Origin of the sequence: Leeuwenhoekiella sp. H156 (genome assembly GCF_052218455.1) — a bacterium.
Taxonomy (GTDB): domain Bacteria; phylum Bacteroidota; class Bacteroidia; order Flavobacteriales; family Flavobacteriaceae; genus Leeuwenhoekiella; species Leeuwenhoekiella parthenopeia.
On sequence record NZ_CP197499.1, the window covers coordinates 1 to 17,315 of the forward strand.

The 17,315-nt window shown below is 40.4% G+C and carries 15 protein-coding genes; 11 read left to right on the plus strand and 4 right to left on the minus strand.

All coding sequences use genetic code 11. The features are described from left to right. The 3 genes from dnaA to ACSSS3_RS00015 all read left to right on the plus strand — a co-directional run bounded on the left by dnaA (position 1) and on the right by ACSSS3_RS00015 (position 2,683). Positions 1-1,431 carry a chromosomal replication initiator protein DnaA gene (gene dnaA / locus ACSSS3_RS00005; RefSeq protein WP_228229472.1) on the plus strand — a complete coding sequence of 477 codons (1,431 nt, stop codon included), beginning with the start codon at positions 1-3 and terminating at the stop codon, positions 1,429-1,431. A 61-nt stretch (positions 1,432-1,492) separates the two neighbouring features. Continuing rightward, on the plus strand, positions 1,493-1,948 hold the full coding sequence (locus ACSSS3_RS00010) for a low molecular weight protein-tyrosine-phosphatase (protein ID WP_442845926.1): 456 nt from the start codon (positions 1,493-1,495) through the stop codon (positions 1,946-1,948). A 15-nt stretch (positions 1,949-1,963) separates the two neighbouring features. Then, positions 1,964-2,683: an SAM-dependent methyltransferase gene (locus ACSSS3_RS00015; protein ID WP_442845927.1), complete on the plus strand. Its 720-nt coding sequence runs from the start codon at positions 1,964-1,966 to the stop codon at positions 2,681-2,683. A 48-nt stretch (positions 2,684-2,731) separates the two neighbouring features. Here the strand turns inward: ACSSS3_RS00015 and ACSSS3_RS00020 are convergent, their stop codons facing one another. The 4 genes from ACSSS3_RS00020 to dapF all read right to left on the minus strand — a co-directional run bounded on the left by ACSSS3_RS00020 (position 2,732) and on the right by dapF (position 6,037). Then, on the minus strand, positions 2,732-3,391 hold the full coding sequence (locus ACSSS3_RS00020; protein ID WP_228229475.1) for a peptidoglycan-binding protein LysM: 660 nt from the start codon (positions 3,389-3,391) through the stop codon (positions 2,732-2,734). Positions 3,392-3,697: 306 nt separating this feature from the next. Beyond that, on the minus strand, positions 3,698-4,741 hold the full coding sequence (gene mltG, locus ACSSS3_RS00025) for an endolytic transglycosylase MltG (RefSeq protein WP_442845928.1): 1,044 nt from the start codon (positions 4,739-4,741) through the stop codon (positions 3,698-3,700). Next, positions 4,731-5,273, minus strand: a complete 543-nt coding sequence (locus ACSSS3_RS00030) for a GNAT family N-acetyltransferase (protein ID WP_442845929.1) — start codon at positions 5,271-5,273, stop codon at positions 4,731-4,733. The genes mltG and ACSSS3_RS00030 overlap by 11 nt, the downstream gene beginning before the upstream one ends. Next, on the minus strand, positions 5,261-6,037 hold the full coding sequence (dapF, locus tag ACSSS3_RS00035) for a diaminopimelate epimerase (RefSeq protein WP_442845930.1): 777 nt from the start codon (positions 6,035-6,037) through the stop codon (positions 5,261-5,263). The genes ACSSS3_RS00030 and dapF overlap by 13 nt, the downstream gene beginning before the upstream one ends. 137 nt (positions 6,038-6,174) lie before the next feature. Here dapF and ACSSS3_RS00040 point away from each other — a divergent pair, with 137 nt between their 5' ends. The 8 genes from ACSSS3_RS00040 to ACSSS3_RS00075 all read left to right on the plus strand — a co-directional run bounded on the left by ACSSS3_RS00040 (position 6,175) and on the right by ACSSS3_RS00075 (position 17,313). Then, a complete protein-coding gene (locus ACSSS3_RS00040) occupies positions 6,175-7,569 on the plus strand; it encodes a trypsin-like peptidase domain-containing protein (protein WP_228229479.1) in 1,395 nt (464 codons plus the stop codon). Between the two features lie 126 nt (positions 7,570-7,695). Further along, positions 7,696-9,144, plus strand: coding sequence for a glyceraldehyde-3-phosphate dehydrogenase (locus tag ACSSS3_RS00045; RefSeq protein WP_442845931.1), 1,449 nt, complete (start codon positions 7,696-7,698; stop codon positions 9,142-9,144). Positions 9,145-9,307: 163 nt separating this feature from the next. Continuing rightward, positions 9,308-9,910, plus strand: a complete 603-nt coding sequence (locus tag ACSSS3_RS00050; RefSeq protein ID WP_228229481.1) for a hypothetical protein — start codon at positions 9,308-9,310, stop codon at positions 9,908-9,910. Between the two features lie 60 nt (positions 9,911-9,970). Further along, on the plus strand, positions 9,971-10,654 hold the full coding sequence (gene trmD / locus ACSSS3_RS00055; protein WP_442845932.1) for a tRNA (guanosine(37)-N1)-methyltransferase TrmD: 684 nt from the start codon (positions 9,971-9,973) through the stop codon (positions 10,652-10,654). Between the two features lie 127 nt (positions 10,655-10,781). Beyond that, complete coding sequence (gene rplS, locus ACSSS3_RS00060) at positions 10,782-11,132, plus strand: 50S ribosomal protein L19 (protein ID WP_228229483.1); 351 nt, start codon at positions 10,782-10,784, stop codon at positions 11,130-11,132. A gap of 662 nt (positions 11,133-11,794) precedes the next feature. Next, a complete protein-coding gene (locus ACSSS3_RS00065; protein WP_442845933.1) occupies positions 11,795-14,020 on the plus strand; it encodes an NADP-dependent isocitrate dehydrogenase in 2,226 nt (741 codons plus the stop codon). Positions 14,021-14,140: 120 nt separating this feature from the next. After that, entirely contained in the window at positions 14,141-16,504 is a 2,364-nt protein-coding gene (locus ACSSS3_RS00070; RefSeq protein WP_228229505.1) for a TonB-dependent receptor, read from the plus strand. Further along, a complete protein-coding gene (locus tag ACSSS3_RS00075; protein ID WP_442845934.1) occupies positions 16,504-17,313 on the plus strand; it encodes a DUF4249 family protein in 810 nt (269 codons plus the stop codon). The genes ACSSS3_RS00070 and ACSSS3_RS00075 overlap by 1 nt, the downstream gene beginning before the upstream one ends. The last annotated feature ends 2 nt before the right edge of the window (positions 17,314-17,315 follow it).

Here is a 17,315-nt window from a genome sequence, read left to right on the forward strand (position 1 = left end):
ATGAGTATGACTGCGCAAACAGTATGGGATAACTGTCTCTCGTTTATACAGGACAATATCACCCCGCAGGCCTACAAAACATGGTTTGAACCCATACGTGCGGTAAAACTTACAGATAATGCATTAAGTATTCAGGTACCCAGTAAATTTTTCTACGAGTGGCTTGAAGAACATTACGTAAAGCTCTTAAAAGTATCACTTACCAAAGAACTGGGAGAAAACGCTAAGCTGGTTTATGTTATACGTATGGAGAACACCTACGGCAACAGACAACCTTTTACCGAAAAAATTCCGAGTACAAACAGGCCTTCAGTGATGAAGTCTCAGGAAGTAGATGCTCCCCTTAAAAATAAAAACCCCGAATTAAAAAATCCGTTTGTAATCCCGGGAATTCGCAATCTGGAAATCGAATCCCAGCTGAACCCCAATTACAATTTTGACAGCTTTTTAGAAGGAGACTCTAACCGTCTGGCCCGCTCTGCAGGTTTAGCAGTGGCTAATAAGCCGGGAGGCACCTCTTTTAATCCGCTGTTGATTTTTGGAGGAGTTGGTCTTGGAAAAACCCACCTTGCACACGCCATTGGAGTTCAGATTAAAGACCGATATCCTGATAAAACTGTTCTTTATATTTCTGCTGAAAAATTCACGCAACAGTATATTGAATCAGTAAAGAAGAATAACCGCAACGACTTTATTCATTTCTATCAGGTGATAGATGTATTAATTGTTGATGATATACAATTGCTTTCCGGTAAGGCAGGTACTCAGGATGTATTCTTCCACATTTTTAATCATTTACACCAAAACGGCAAACAGGTTGTCCTTACCAGTGACAAGGCTCCTGTTGATATGCAGGATATTGAACAGCGACTGCTTTCACGATTTAAATGGGGACTTTCCGCAGAATTGCAACAACCCGGTTTTGAAACCCGCGTTTCGATTATAAAAAACAAGCTGTATCAGGATGGTGTTGAAATGCCTGAAGAAATCGTGGAGTTTTTAGCCAATAATATAAAAACCAACATTCGCGAATTAGAAGGTGCTATCATTTCGCTTATTGCACACTCCTCATTCAACCGAAAGGAAATAAATCTAGACCTTGCCAAAAAGATTGTAGATAATTATGTGAAACATACCAAACGGGAAGTTTCTATTGATTACATACAAAAGGTGGTAAGTGATTATTTTCAGATGGATGTAGACACACTACAATCAAAAACCCGTAAGCGTCATATTGTACAGGCGCGTCAACTGGCGATGTTTTTTGCAAAGAAACTCACCAAGGCGTCACTGGCAAGTATAGGTTCACAAATAGGGAAACGAGATCACGCAACGGTATTGCACGCCTGTAAAACAGTTGACAACCTCTCTGCTACAGATAAGCAGTTTCGCAAATATGTAGAGGATCTCAACAAAAAACTTACGATGTAAATTGAACCTGACCCGATAGTAAAGGTCAGGTCTTAAGCATCCTATAAAACCAAAAGATTTCATGAAAACACGCATCCTCATGGTATGTCTGGGCAATATTTGCAGATCTCCTTTGGCCGAAGGTTTATTAAAATCTAAACTGGACCCCGCCAAATTTGAAGTAGACTCTGCAGGTACTGGTCACTGGCATGTAGGCAGTGCCCCGGACCCGCGAAGTATTGCCGTAGCTCAAAAAAACGGACTCGATATCTCGCAACAAAGAGGGATGCAGTTTAAACCTGCTTTTTTTGAGCGATACGATCACATTTTTGTAATGGATCAATACAATTACGAGGATGTTACAGCCCAGGCTTCTAATGATGAAGAGCGGGCAAAAGTACAGATGATTTTAGATGAGTTGTTTCCGGGTGAGCGCGTAGACGTCCCCGACCCTTACAATGATAGTTTAAAAGGTTTTGACCGGGTTTATGAAATGCTTGATGAGGCAACCACAAAAATTGCAGAACGCCTTTCCTGAATAGATTCTTAACTTATGGCGGTTAACTCCCACTTCGGTAAATTGTATTTAATTCCTGTTACGCTGGGGGAAACAGATCCTCTGGAGGTTATGCCTCAAAAGGTTCAGACTCTGATTGCCGGGATTGATGAGTATATTGTTGAAAACGAAAAAACGGCCCGCAGGTTTATCAAAGACATTTACCCTCAAAAATCACAACCCACTCTCAAACTACACCCACTTAACAAATACACAGATCCTCTTGAGGTGCCCTCGTTTTTAAATGCGTGCCTTGATGGTCGTGATGTAGGCCTGATGTCTGAAGCCGGAGTTCCCGGAGTTGCAGATCCCGGTTCAGAGGTCGTTCGTTTTGCCCACGAAAAAGGCATTCAGGTTGTGCCACTGGTAGGCCCCTCCTCTATTCTTATGGCTGTAATGGCAAGCGGTATGAATGGTCAAAACTTTGCTTTCAATGGCTATTTACCCATCGATCAAAAAAAAAGACGTAATGAACTGAAGCGCCTGGAACGCATTTCGAAAGAAAATAACCAGTCTCAATTATTTATTGAAACCCCCTATCGCAACGGGAAAATGCTTGATGAGATTTGCAATAGCCTTCAGGCCTCAACACGTTTATGTATAGCCTGCGACATTACATTACCTAGCGAATTTATCAAAACCCAGTCAATAAACAACTGGAAACACAGCAAGGAAGATTTACACAAAAGACCTGCAATATTTATTATTCACGCATAAAAAAAAGTGACCTATTCGGGTCACTTTTTTTATGCTGTTTAAAGAAATTTACTTCTCCAGATTTACTTTTGCATTGCGATCAGGTACGATAAACGAAACATCATAACCTCCGAATTTTTTGATATAACTGTATATTGAAGTACCAAAAGCGTCTTTAAAACCTTCTACTCCACCGGAACGAAGATAACTCTTTACACTACCGGGGCCTGCTAAATGCGCTGCAGCCAGTATACCTGATTCGGTAACCTTAACACCATTGATTACTTTTCCTGAAAAGCGTTTGATGTCTTTACGCAAAACCCATTTATTACGGGATGCGTTGGCTATAAATGCTTTTTCCTGTAAAACGGGATCGTTCAAAAACGCATCAGTATCTGTAATGCCCAGTAAAAGTAAAGTGCTGCGACCAAACTGGTATTTGCCTAAATACCCTAATTGATTTATTCGTTTGTAATCGTTTTGTGATTCTTTAAAGCCCAGAGCTTCTTTAAAACCGGTAAAAGATTTTCCGGTGGTTGCCAGATTGATATTAAGCGAATGATCCAGCTCTACGGTTTCGGTCTCGTCGACCTGAGGCACGGTATAAAATAACTCTAAACCTTCAGTAGAATTTTGACTCGGCTTCTCGGCGTCTTTTACAGACATGCTTAAGGCTACAAGGCCAAAAACAGACGGAAGCGCAGCTAATTTTACAATGTTTTTCGTCATAAATTAAGTTTCAGACCGTTGCTGTGCGCCACTACAGATCAAGTCTATATTAATGCGCAAATATACTCAACCTAATTAATATACTGATTACTAAAGGGTTAAGCTTTTCCCAAAAGCCGCAAAACACGGTAAAATAGGCGGTTTATCACAGAAATACTTGCGATTAAAGCAAGTATTTCAAAAAGCCGGTATCTATTTATAGGAAACATCTAAAACTTTAACATTTTAGCCCCTTAAACTCAAGGATGATAAAATTTAACAAAATCACGCTGTCAAAAACTAAATTTCAACAGCATTAATTGCATTTTATCGATTTATACCCTGAGCATTTATCCAATCAATATATTGTTTGCGATTAGCATTATGTTGCGCAACGGTTTTAGCAAACAAATGATAACCGGGTTTAGAAACGTCTGCAACAAAGAAATAGTATTCGTGCTTTTCAGGATTTAACACTGCATTAATAGCAGAGAGATCCGGCATAAAAATAGGACCGGGTGGTAAACCTCCGTATTTATAGGTGTTGTATGGCGAATCGGTCTCCAGGTCGCGGTACAAAACCCGCTTAATAACCTGATCAAAATCGTCCTGACTTTTCTTGACAGCATAGATTACGGTAGGGTCTGCATCAAGCTTCCAGCCATTTTGCAGGCGATTTAAATATACCCCGGCTACTCTGGGACGCTCGTCTGCCCTTGCAGTTTCCTTTTGTACAATAGCAGCCAGCGTATAAACCTGCTGAGGATTTAGGCCCTGGGCTTCTGCTTTGGCGATGCGCTCAGGAGTCCAGAAACGCTTATACTCCTGAAGCATTCGGGCTCTAAATTCTTCTGCACTGGTATTCCAATAAAATTCATATGTATTAGGCAGGTACATCGTTAAAGCCGTCTCTTCCTCAAAACCATGTTCTTTTAAAAACGCTTCATCGGTAAAAGCCTTTAGGAGTTCAAGACTATCAGCCTCGATCTGAATGCCTACGCGCCCGGCCAGATTCTGTAATCGCTCCTGATTATTAAAGCTAATTTTCACCGGTATGTTTCCGCTGCGAATGGCATTTACAATCTCATTATTATTGCTTCCTTTCTTTATAATGAAATGTCCGGGTTTTACAGCGTTTACATAACCTTTTCGCTCTGCTACCTCATCAAAGGAAACGGGATCCTGCAATAAGGGTTCTAAATCTTTACGTACATCTGCATAAGTAGCATCTGAAGGAATGTAGAGATGAGCCTCGTCATTATTAAAAGCGGTGTTGGGAGAAAAAAACTTTCCATAAACCATATAAGCAAATATGCCTGCGAAAACCAAACCTATTAAAGCGGTAGCGGCCAAAATTTTTCTAATGTACATCGGTATAAATCAATTGGTATAAATATTCATTTTTAAAGCTGCCTTCGAGACGAAGCCAGTCTTTTTTAAGACCCACAGGTCTAAAACCCTGTTTTTCAAACAGGCGTATGCTCGGGGTATTTTCCTCTAAAATATTGGCATAGAGCTGATGCAGTTCGAGCCGTTTAAAGCTGTAATTTATCATTAACCGCAAAGCCTCGGCGCCATAACCCCTGCCGCGCTCTACCTCACTAAAAATCAAAATACCAAGACCGGCTCGTTGATTTTTAGGATCAAAATCAAACAAATCTATAAGACCTAAAGCTTCATTGGTATCGCTATGACAAATTACCAGCCGCAGTTGTTTGGCCTCATAAATGTCTTTGTGGGAGTTGCGCAGGTACTGCTTTAGTAAAAATTTGGAAAAAGGAGTAAGTGTGGTAGTAAGTTCCCAAAGATCTTCATCATTTTCAATCCTAAAAACGAGATCCAGATCTTCAGGCTCTAAAGCCCTGAGATATACGAGTTCACCATGTAATGTTAGTCCGGCCATACTCCGGTATAAACAGGCTTTGCGGGCCCGATTAAAAATATGTTATTGTATCCTGTACCTGCAGGCTCAAAAGTAACTTTAAGCCGGCCTCCTTCCACGCGAAGATCAACTTCGTGACTGTTAGTCTTACCCTGATGGTGAATGGCCAATGCTACTGCTGTGGCACCGGTACCGCAACTTAAGGTCTCATCTTCTACTCCGCGTTCGTAGGTACGCATAGCGAAAGAATCCCCGGTTTGTTCCACAAAATTGATATTACTCCCGGCTTTACCGTAAAGATCACCATATCTCAACAAGGCTCCTTCAGCTTTAACATCAAAAGCTGCCAAATCATTCACCCATTGAACATGATGGGGTGAGCCCGTGTTTAAAAACACATGATTTTCATACCTGGTAATGCTGCTCACATCCTGCATTTTTAAATGTACAAGATCATTTTTGATGAAGGCCTCGTGAAGACCATCTACAGCCTCAAAAACAGTTTGATCTGTAATTACGCCTAATTGTTTAGCAAAGGCAACTATGCACCTGCCACCATTACCACACATTGAGCTCGGGTTACCATCAGCATTATAATAGACCATTGTAAAATCTAATGTGGGATGGTTCTCAAGTAAGATGAGACCATCTGCACCTATGCCAAATTTTCGGTCACACATCCATTTTACGAGTTTGGTATCATTTTTGGAAAATAATTGCTGTCGGTTGTCGATCATTATAAAATCGTTGCCCGTGCCTTGATATTTGTAAAAGGGTATTGCCATAACTTATTTTTAAATCCCTGCAAAAATACATAAAGCCAAAATTCTACGGCTTGTTAAGGCTTAGTTAAATCGTGCAACACGGCATACCACAACTCGTATTTAAATTGTTATTCTAAATAAAGAAAAGAAAAAGTATTATGAAAAAATTTGCCAGCTTATTAATCGTAGCCATTTTGGGTGGAGCGATTACCTTAGGTGCGTACAAGTTTATAGAAGATGAACACGTACCCACGACAGCTACAACTTCAACCCCAAATTTTAGTCCCGTAAATTACAACGGCACCCCGATTACCAGTACCAATGCAGATTTCACAGAAGCTGCAGATCGCACGGTTCACGCGGTTGTGCACGTTAAAAACGTACAGATTTCCAGACAACCTCGCAGCATGCAAGAATATCTACTTGGTGGAGGTGAATTACGCAAAGGTCTTGTAGGTGCCGGAAGCGGTGTAATCATATCAGCTGATGGCTATATCGTAACCAACAATCACGTTATTGACGGAGCTACAGAACTTGAAGTTTCTCTAAATGACAACCGAACCTTCAAAGCTGAAGTAATAGGTAGCGACCCTAACGCAGACATTGCGCTTTTAAAAATTGATGCAGATGAAGATCTACCCTACCTCCCGTTTGGGGATTCAGATAATGTACGTTTGGGAGAATGGGTACTGGCAGTAGGTAATCCCTTTAACCTTACCAGTACAGTAACGGCCGGAATTATTTCAGCCAAGGCGCGTGATATTGACCAGTATGACCGCAATCCGCAATCATTTATCCAAACCGATGCAGCGATTAACCCCGGTAACAGTGGTGGTGCGTTAGTAAATATCAATGGAGAACTGATAGGTATCAATACAGCTATCACTTCACAAACCGGTAGTTATGTAGGTTACGCCTTTGCAGTACCTTCAAACAACGCCCGTAAAATAGTAGAAGACATTTTGGAGTATGGTGATGTACAGCGTGGTATTCTTGGTATTCAGGGAGGCAGTATTAATGCAAACACAGCAAATCAATACGACCTTGAAGTTTCTGAAGGCGTTTATGTTGCAGGTGTTGATCCCGATACCGGAGCTGCCTTAGCAGGTTTAAAAGAAGGCGATGTTATCATAAAAGTTGATGATGTCAAAATTTCAAAATTCTCTGATCTATCAGGTTACCTTGGAGCCAAAAGACCTAATGATGTTGTTGAAGTAAGCTTCATTAGAGACGGAGAAACCCGCACGCTATCGGTTACTTTAACCAAACTCAACACATTTATAATAGAAAAGCCGGGACTTGAAGTACGTGAGGCATCAAAGGAAACACTTCAGGAAAATGGTGTGAAAAACGGAGTAATTATAAGTAAGGCCACAAACAAACAATTGCAACGCTATAATCTAAGCGGAATAATTATAACCGCAATTGACGATCAGAAAGTAAACTCAATAGAGGATGTTAAGCGCATTATTTCTGAAAAAGATCCGCGCGAACCTGTAAGCCTCAATTTTGCCAGTAAAAATGGTGAAAACAAACAAATCATTTTTAATTAGAATTCGATTTTTAGTAGTAAAAAAGCTCTTCGTGACTGAAGGGCTTTTTTTATTTATTTTCGTTACGAAAACGATATAGTTAAGTATCTTTGCCGAAAATTTTAAAACACACATTAAAACCCATTCATGAGTTCGTCAAATACTTACGAGAAAGAACTGGCTTTTCAGGCAGACCGTCGCCGTGCGACTGTCGAATTTATTAAGATCATAAGCGATCTTTGGTATGACAAGAATATCGAACTGGTACTTTTTAGAAATCAGCTTTTAGATCGCAATGTGAGTGAAATTCTCAATTTACACGCTTACGCCGGAGCTTTTGTTCAAAAACCTATTTCTATTTTTGATAGCGTCGAGTTAGCCAAAGCTATCCTGCAGGCAAACCTGCCGCCTTCAAAATTAGATATTGGCAAACTCACTTACGAGTATCATTTGGAAGATAATGAGTATACAGACGCCCTGATATTTATTCACCATAAACTGAAAGATGCACAAAGTTCAAAAGAAATTACACCTCGAAATGTGGTGCTCTATGGTTTTGGGCGTATAGGAAGGCTCGTTGCCCGGGAACTTATGACACGCACAGGAAGCGGTGCTCAATTAAGATTAAGAGCCATAGTCGTAAGAGGTAATCTGGATGAAGATATTCTAAAAAAGAGAGCATCCTTACTCAAAAGCGATAGTATCCACGGGGATTTTCCGGGAACAATCTCGGTAAATAGTGCCAAAAATGCCTTAATTATCAATGGTACTACCGTTCAGATTATTTCTTCAAATGAACCCGAATCTATAGACTACACCGCTTATGGTATAGACGACGCCGTAATCATAGATAATACGGGTGCTTTCCGAAACAAAGAACAATTAAGCAGACACCTTATCGCAAAAGGAGTTTCAAAGGTATTACTTACTGCTCCGGGTCAGGGCATCCCGAATATCGTGCACGGAGTCAATCACAAAAACTACAATCCGGATGAATGGGATATTTACTCAGCTGCCTCGTGCACTACAAATGCAATAACACCGGTGCTCAAAGCAATTGATGAAAGTTTTGGTGTAGAAAGTGGCCATATAGAAACCATACACGCGTATACCAATGATCAAAATCTGGTAGATAATATGCACTCCAAATACCGCCGGGGTCGTGCTGCTGCTCTAAATATGGTAATCACCGAAACAGGTGCAGGTAAAGCAGTATCTAAAGCATTGCCCGCTCTTGAAGGCAAACTTACCTCCAACGCGATCAGGGTTCCGGTACCTAACGGCTCTCTTGCCATTTTAAATTTAAAGCTTCAGCAAAAAACAACAATCGAAAGTGTCAATGCAAGTCTTAAAAAATATGCACTTGAAGGTGATCTGGTTGAGCAAATCAAATATTCAATCAACAATGAACTGGTTTCCAGTGATATTGTAGGCTCTTCAGCACCTGCTATCTACGACAGTCAGGCTACATTGTTAGGCCCCGATTTTAAAAGCCTCGTACTCTATATATGGTATGACAATGAATACGGTTACAGTCACCAGGTAGTACGCCTGGCTAAATATATTGCCAAGGTAAGACGTTATACGTACTACTAAAGTTCTTAATAGTACAGATGTATTTAGAAATAGCTGCCAGCAGGCAGCTATTTTCACGAATTACGCAGTTTAAAACCGTTGGATTTAATTATTTTTGCGGCTTTATTATACTAAGTGCGAAAGCATACCGTTTTCCCACAAACAGCAAAAAGACTAACTCAAAATGACTACGATACGCATTAGCTTACTAATAAGCCTATTCTCAATTTTAGGCCTTAGCGCTCAGGAGACAGAGACCCCAAAACCGAAAACAAATACCATTTCTCAACAGTTTGAAGATTTGTTAGAAAACTCAAACAATTTTCAGGATTATAAAGTCGTAAAACTAAACAGCCTGAATAAGTTGATAGCCAATACTGCAGATAGTATTTCGGTTTTCAAAACTCAGATAACCGAACTACAGCAAGAAATAACTGCACAACAACAAGAAATAAATACTCTAAATAATACACTCGAAGAGACTAAGACAACCTTAGACCAAACCAGATCTGAGAAAGATTCCATATACTTTTTAGGAATTCCTATGAGCAAAGGCGGTTATATGGGAATGATGTGGGGTATTGTTGCCGTTCTGGCACTGGCGCTGGTTTTTTTCATTTTTAGATTTAAAGGAAGCAACGCACATACGCAGGAAGCCCGCAAAAAACTGGCAGATCTTGAAGTGGAATATGACGATTACCGTAAAAAAGCTTTAGAAAAAGAGCAAAAGATGGGACGATTACTTCAGGACGAGCGCAATAAAGCGGTCAAGAGTACCAAAAAATAAAAATTCACACAAGCCGAGAATAAGGCTTCTTTTAATCGAATACCAGCACACTTAAATTCTATGCGCATTGACATTATTACGGTAGTACCCGATTTGCTCAAAAGTCCGTTTGAAGCTTCAATAATGCAGCGTTCTATAGCAAAAGGACTGGTTGAAGTAAACTTTCACAACCTCAGAGATTACACCACCAATGCTTACAAACAGGTAGACGACTATCAGTTTGGCGGCGGTGCCGGCATGGTTATGATGATAGAGCCTATAGATAAGTGCATCAGTGAGCTCAAATCACAACGGGACTATGATGAGGTGATCTATATGACCCCTGATGGTGAAACCCTGAATCAAAAAATAGCTAATCAAATTTCACTTCAGGGCAACATTATCATTCTGTGTGGTCATTATAAAGGAGTAGATCAGCGGGTACGCGATCAATTTATTACTCGGGAAATTTCAATAGGAGACTATGTGTTAAGTGGGGGCGAACTTGGAGCACTTATACTTTGCGATGCCGTTATCCGATTAATTCCTGGAGTTTTAGGAAATGAAACCTCTGCCCTCACCGATTCTTTTCAGGATAACTTACTCGCTCCACCGGTATATACACGCCCTGCAGAATATAAGGGCTGGAAGGTTCCTGAGATTTTAACATCCGGTAATACTCCCAAAATCGAGGCCTGGCGCGAAGAGGAAGCTTATAAACGCACTTTAGAGCGACGCCCCGATTTAATAAAAAACCAGTCTTAATCTTTTTAAATAATTAAATTTCAGGGCTTGTCAAATTCAATTTTTATAGTAAATTTGCAGCCTTGTAAGATCAACCTCTGGCGAAAACCGTGAATGTTGGTATTATACCACTTTAAAAATCTTAAAAATGGAAGATTTAATCAGTTTTGTACAAAACGAATTTGTAGAGAAAAAAGAATTCCCTGAATTTAGTGCTGGTGATACCATCACTGTTTATTACGAAATTCGTGAGGGTGAAAAAGTACGTACCCAGTTTTTTAGAGGTGTTGTAATCCAGGTTCGCGGAACAGGTGCAACCCGCACATTTACTATCAGAAAAATGTCTGGTACTGTAGGTGTTGAGCGTATTTTCCCAATCAATATGCCTGCTCTTCAGAAAATTGAAGTTAATAAAAGAGGTAAAGTACGTAAGTCACGTATTTACTACTTTAGAGGTCTTACCGGTAAAAAGGCAAGAATCAAAGAAATCAGAAAATAAAAACTACTCACCTGGTTATAAAAATGCTCCGTCTTACGGGGCATTTTTTAGTTTAAGGCATAAGCTTATTAACTTTTGTGAAAAACCAACGTTCATAACCGGTTGATATTTAACAACCTAATAGCTTGATTTTTTAAATTTTTTTCTGTTACTTTATGTAAAGAAATTATAAGGGTGAACTTAAAACTGTTCACAATTATGTTCCCAGTGCAGTTGCGATAGCCTTGTAGGGTTTATACAACTTTAAAAGATATCTGAATTATAAAAGACATCAGTGAGCGTTTAAAGTTAAAATGCAAATGTATTGGATCGGGATTTAGAAATTAAATCCCAATGTTAAGGTTCACGGTGCAAGTACTAATATTCTTGCTTTAGGGCTCCAAGGGTTCACCGGTAAAAAACCTAAACATTAGAAGCTCTGATAGAATTACGAAATTCTATCAGAGCTTTTTTTACTTCTGAATCCTTCCATCTCAATCCGACAGTTTAAAATCATACATTTTTAAGAGGCTTTAAGAAGAATTTAAGTGTTAAAATCTGCCATAAAATCCTATATTTGCAATCCGAAAAAAACGCTTCACGCGACAAACTGTAAACCCTAGATGCAGATTTGCTTTTTCAACCAAACAATTAGAAATCAGGATTTATAAACGAACACATTTATGTCTACTAAAACGTCTACAATAGCCTACACCAAAACAGATGAAGCTCCGGCTCTGGCTACTCATTCCCTGTTACCAATTCTGCAAAAGTTTGCCAAAGAAGCTAATATAGAGTTTGAAGTTAAAGACATTTCACTTGCAGGTAGATTGCTTGCAAACTTTCCTGATTATCTGGAAGAAAATCAAAAAGTAAATGATGCCCTTGCCGAATTGGGCGAACTGGCTAAAAGCCCGGAAGCAAATATTATAAAATTGCCAAACATTAGTGCTTCTATACCGCAGCTTACGGCTGTTATTAAAGAACTACAGGCAAAAGGCTTTAATATCCCCAGCTATCCTGAAGAAGCTAATACCGAAGAAGAAAAAGAACTTAAAAACCGTTTTGCTAAAGTTTTGGGAAGTGCGGTAAACCCGGTATTACGTGAAGGTAACTCAGACAGACGCGCTCCTAAACCCGTCAAAGAGTATGCCCGTAAAAACCCGCACAGTATGGGTGCATGGGATAAAAACAGCAAATCACATGTTGCGACCATGAGCTCCGGTGATTTTAGAGCCAATGAAAAATCTGTCACCTGTGATAAACCCACATCGGTAAGCATAATCCATACAGATGCCAATGGTGCTCAAACCACACTTAAGAAAGATCTGAATTTACTTAAAGGCGAAGTAATAGATGCCACCCTAATGAGTAAATCGGCTTTAATTAAGTTCCTTAAGGAGCAGATTAAAGATGCTAAAGACAAAGGTGTTCTTTTCTCCATTCACCTTAAGGCAACCATGATGAAAGTATCTGACCCTATTATCTTCGGGCATGCGATGCGCATTTATTTTGAAGATGTTTTTGAGAAGTATGGTGACGATCTTAAATCTATTGGCGTAGATGCTAAGAATGGATTGGCAGATTTGCTTAGCGACATAAACAAGTTACCCGAAGCTAAACGCTCGGAAGTAGAAAAGGCTATTTTAAATACCCTCGAAAACAGGGCTGATCTGGCTATGGTGAATTCAGATAAGGGTATTACCAATCTGCACGTACCCAGTGACGTTATTATTGATGCCAGTATGCCTGCAATGATTCGCAACAGCGGTCAGATGTGGAATGCCAAAGGTAAATCTCAGGATACCAAAGCTGTGATTCCAGACAGTTCGTATGCGGGTGTTTACCAGGAAACCATTGATTTTTGTAAGGAAAATGGTGCTTTTGATCCTACTACAATGGGAACTGTTCCTAACGTAGGTCTTATGGCTAAAAAAGCTGAAGAATACGGATCTCACGATAAAACTTTTGAAATTCCTCTTAATGGAAAAGTTTCTGTAATTGACGCAGAAGGCAAGGTTCTTATAGAGCATACTGTTGAAGAAGGAGATATCTGGAGAATGTGCCAGACTAAAGATGAGCCGGTACAGGACTGGGTAAAACTTGCTGTAAGTCGTGCACGCGCCACAAATGATCCTGCGATTTTCTGGTTAGACAAAGACCGTGGTCACGATGCAGAGCTCATTAAAAAAGTAAATCTGTACCTTAAGGATCACGATACCGAAGGCTTAGACATTCAGATCATGTCTCCCGTTGAGGCTACACTATATACGCTTAAGCGCATGAAAGAAGGTAAAGACACTATTTCGGTTACCGGAAACGTATTGCGTGATTACAACACAGACCTCTTCCCTATTCTTGAAGTAGGAACCAGTGCCAAAATGCTTTCAATAGTACCGCTTATGAATGGCGGCGGACTTTTTGAAACCGGAGCCGGTGGTTCTGCTCCAAAACACGTTCAGCAATTTGTGGAAGAAGGACATTTAAGATGGGATTCGTTAGGAGAATTTCTGGCGCTTGCAGTTTCTCTGGAGCACGAGGCAATAGCAAACGGAAACGACCGTGCTAAAGTATTAGCTGAAGCATTAGACGAAGCGACTATAAAATTTCTGGATAACAAGAAATCACCGTCACGCGTGGTTAATGAACTCGACAACCGCGGCAGCCATTTCTACCTTGCGCTTTACTGGGCACAGGCATTGGCCGCTCAGGATAAAGACAAGGAATTACAGGTTCACTTTGCCGAAATTGCAAGCGAACTCGAAACCAATGAAGAAAAAATCAATCAGGAATTGCTGGATGCACAGGGTTCTGAAGTTGATTTAGGAGGATATTATTTCCCGGATGAAGATAAAGTAACAGCTGCGATGCGACCTAGCGCAACTCTAAATGCAATTATCAATTCGTAACACGTGTTTACAACAACGACAAAAGGCTTCCTATATCGGGAAGCCTTTTTTTATTTCATTAACGTTTTCTTAAAATAGTACAAGTAAAGCCGAAGTCTGCTATTTTTGAACAAAAACAATTTGCTAAAATATTACTACTCATTTATTTTCATCTTACTGGTTGGTAACCTTTGGGCTCAAAAAAATTACACCTTGAGCGGCACGGTTACCGCAGAAAATTCAAATGAAACCCTCATCGGTGTTAACGTTTTATTTCCCGAGATCAATAAAGGAACAGTTACTAACGAGTATGGCTTTTATTCCATAACACTACCTGAAGGATCTTACAATCTTCAAATAAGCATTCTGGGATACAATTCCATTCAGAAAAAAATCGCATTAAACAGTGATCAGCGCCTCGATTTCAGTCTCGAAGAAGCTACTGAGATGCTTGATGAAGTATTGATTGAGGAGGATGTTGAAGAGCTAAACATTCGCAAGCCTCAAATGAGCGTAAATACGCTAACTGCAGAGACCATCAAGCAAATACCCGTTGTCTTTGGCGAGGCAGACGTTATAAAATCTATACTGCTGCTTCCGGGCGTCACGAGTGCAGGTGAAGGTGCTTCCGGCTTTAACGTAAGAGGTGGCGCTGTAGATCAAAATCTTATTTTACTGGATGAAGCTATCATTTTTAATTCGTCACACCTTTTCGGTTTCTTTTCAGTTTTTAATCCCGATGCGATCAAAGACCTTAAACTATACAAAGGTGGAATTCCTGCACGATACGGTGGTCGCGTGGCCTCGGTACTCGATATTTATCAAAAGGAAGGAAACAGTAAAGAATTTCACGCAAATGGTGGAATTGGAGCGATTGCCAGCAGACTACTTGTTGAAGGTCCTATTGTAAAAAACGAATCTGCGTTTCTAGTAGGTGGCCGGGCTTCTTATGTGCACCTCTTCCTGCCTTTATTTGATATTGACAACAAAGCCTATTTCTACGACCTGAATGCTAAATTAAATTACCGTCTTGGAGATAAAAACAGCCTCTTTCTGTCAGGGTATTTCGGTCGCGATTTATTTAGTGTAAACGAAAGCTTTGTAAACACCTACGGTAATGCAACCATAAATCTGAGATGGAATCATCTATTTAGCGACAAGTTGTTCTCCAACCTATCCCTTATTTATTCAGATTACTATTATGGTTTACTGTTAGATTTTGTGGGCTTTAAATACGATTCGGGCATTCGTAATTTCAATCTTAAATACGATTTTCAGCATTACATCAGCCAAAATCTTAAAATGGGATATGGCATAAATAACATTTATTACCGCTTCAATCCTGCGACTATAATACCCAATCGGCCGGACAGCGGTATATTACCTTCGCAACTCACCCACAAGTACGCCAACGAATTTTCGGCCTATATTGAAGCCGAACACGACTTAAGTGATGCCCTAACCTTACGCTATGGTTTCAGACTTAGTCATTTTACGCGTCTGGGTCAGGATCGCTTTTTTAGATATGCTGATGACCAACCCTTAATTTTTGACGATAATCTAAAAATTTACCAGCCTGCAACTCCATCAGAAACACAACTAAACACAGGAACCCTCGCTCAGTTTACAAATCTCGAACCGCGTTTCTCGCTCAGTTGGGCTCTTAACAGCAAAACGTCCTTTAAAGCCAGCTATAATCGCATGGCTCAGTATCTGCATTTAATTTCTAACACCAACTCACCCACGCCTCTTGACGTATATACGCCGAGCGGACCTTACGTAAAACCGCAGCTTCTTGATCAGTATGCCATTGGTTTTTTCAAGAAAATCAAGGACGGTGCGTTTTCGTTTGAAACTGAAGCGTTTTATAAAGACATCCAAAACCGACTGGATTATCGTAACGGCGCACAACTTATCGCCAATGATGCCATTGAAGGCGAAGTGCTTTCAGGTATAGGCAGAGCCTACGGACTCGAATTTTTACTGAAAAAAAATGACGGCAGACTCAACGGCTGGCTGGCATATACCCTATCGCGCAGTGAACAGCAAACCCCCGGTCGCACACCTGAAGAAATAGGTATCAATAACGGCAACTGGTATGCTTCGGCTTATGATAAAACCCACGACATCAGTGCAAATGCCTACTACAAGCTCAGTAACAAATGGAGTTTCGGTGCCAATTTTGTGTTTCAAACCGGCCAGCCAACCAATTATCCCGTGAGTCAATCCCTTTTTCAGGGTTTGGCCATATCAAATTACAGCGGTCGTAATGAACAACGCCTGCCCGCTTACCACAGGTTAGACCTCTCGGCTACCTTAACACCAAAAAACACAGCCAACCGAAAAATAAAAGGGGAATGGGTTTTTAGTATTTACAATGCCTACAACCGCATGAATGCCGCATCTGTTAATTTCAGAACCAATGAAGACACAGGTCAAAATGAAGCGATTAAGACTTCGATTTTTGGCATCCTGCCTTCTGTAACCTATAATTTTAAGCTCTAATGAAAGCCATTAAAACGATTTTTATTCTTTTGGTTTTACTGAAGCTTTTAAACAGCTGTCAGGAAACGATTGACGTTGACCTGCCCGAACAGCAGGAACGACTGGTTGTAGATGCCCTAATGCGTATTCCTGATGGAAATACCAGTCTGGTGAACGCTTACCTGAGACTTACCCTGACCGCAGATTATTTTGCAGACGATATACCGGTTGTGGCAGATGCGATAGTCAATCTCAACAGCGCATCAAACACCTACAGAATGCAGTACCGCGGTGACGGGTATTATTCTATTGCAGTACCTCGTGATGAACTTACTCAGGATCTAATGAGACTTACCATTTTTTATAATGAAAATACCTACAGAGCTACAGCCCAATTTCAAACAGCTGTCCCTTTTGATTCCATTATTCAGGGAGATGGGAGCCTCTTTGCCGGTGACGAAACCGAGGTGATCTTTAATTATACAGACGAGCCGGGTATTACAAACTATTACCTGTTTGATTTAGATAAGGGACAATTTTTGACCAGTGAAGACACCTTTTATAAAGATCAGGCATTCTCATTCTCCTATTTTTACGAAGATGTGAAACCTAATGACACCTTAGAAGTCGATTTGATAGGCATTACAAAACCCTTTTTCGATTACATGAGCATTGTGATCAATCAATCGGGACAGGCTTCAGGAAACCCGTTTACAGCGCCACCTTCCGAAATACGGGGCAACGTCATTAATGCCACCGATGAAGCTAATTATCCCCTGGGATATTTCGCAATAGGACAGGTTTACAGCGGTCAGATTGTGATCGAATAGCG

Coding starts and splice junctions, on each gene's coding strand:
- dnaA (WP_228229472.1), top strand. CDS start 1: ATGAGTATGACTGCGCAAACAGTATGGGATAACTGTCTCTCGTTTATA.
- ACSSS3_RS00010 (WP_442845926.1), top strand. CDS start 1,493: ATGAAAACACGCATCCTCATGGTATGTCTGGGCAATATTTGCAGATCT.
- ACSSS3_RS00015 (WP_442845927.1), top strand. CDS start 1,964: ATGGCGGTTAACTCCCACTTCGGTAAATTGTATTTAATTCCTGTTACG.
- ACSSS3_RS00020 (WP_228229475.1), bottom strand. CDS start 3,391: ATGACGAAAAACATTGTAAAATTAGCTGCGCTTCCGTCTGTTTTTGGC.
- mltG (WP_442845928.1), bottom strand. CDS start 4,741: ATGTACATTAGAAAAATTTTGGCCGCTACCGCTTTAATAGGTTTGGTT.
- ACSSS3_RS00030 (WP_442845929.1), bottom strand. CDS start 5,273: ATGGCCGGACTAACATTACATGGTGAACTCGTATATCTCAGGGCTTTA.
- dapF (WP_442845930.1), bottom strand. CDS start 6,037: ATGGCAATACCCTTTTACAAATATCAAGGCACGGGCAACGATTTTATA.
- ACSSS3_RS00040 (WP_228229479.1), top strand. CDS start 6,175: ATGAAAAAATTTGCCAGCTTATTAATCGTAGCCATTTTGGGTGGAGCG.
- ACSSS3_RS00045 (WP_442845931.1), top strand. CDS start 7,696: ATGAGTTCGTCAAATACTTACGAGAAAGAACTGGCTTTTCAGGCAGAC.
- ACSSS3_RS00050 (WP_228229481.1), top strand. CDS start 9,308: ATGACTACGATACGCATTAGCTTACTAATAAGCCTATTCTCAATTTTA.
- trmD (WP_442845932.1), top strand. CDS start 9,971: ATGCGCATTGACATTATTACGGTAGTACCCGATTTGCTCAAAAGTCCG.
- rplS (WP_228229483.1), top strand. CDS start 10,782: ATGGAAGATTTAATCAGTTTTGTACAAAACGAATTTGTAGAGAAAAAA.
- ACSSS3_RS00065 (WP_442845933.1), top strand. CDS start 11,795: ATGTCTACTAAAACGTCTACAATAGCCTACACCAAAACAGATGAAGCT.
- ACSSS3_RS00075 (WP_442845934.1), top strand. CDS start 16,504: ATGAAAGCCATTAAAACGATTTTTATTCTTTTGGTTTTACTGAAGCTT.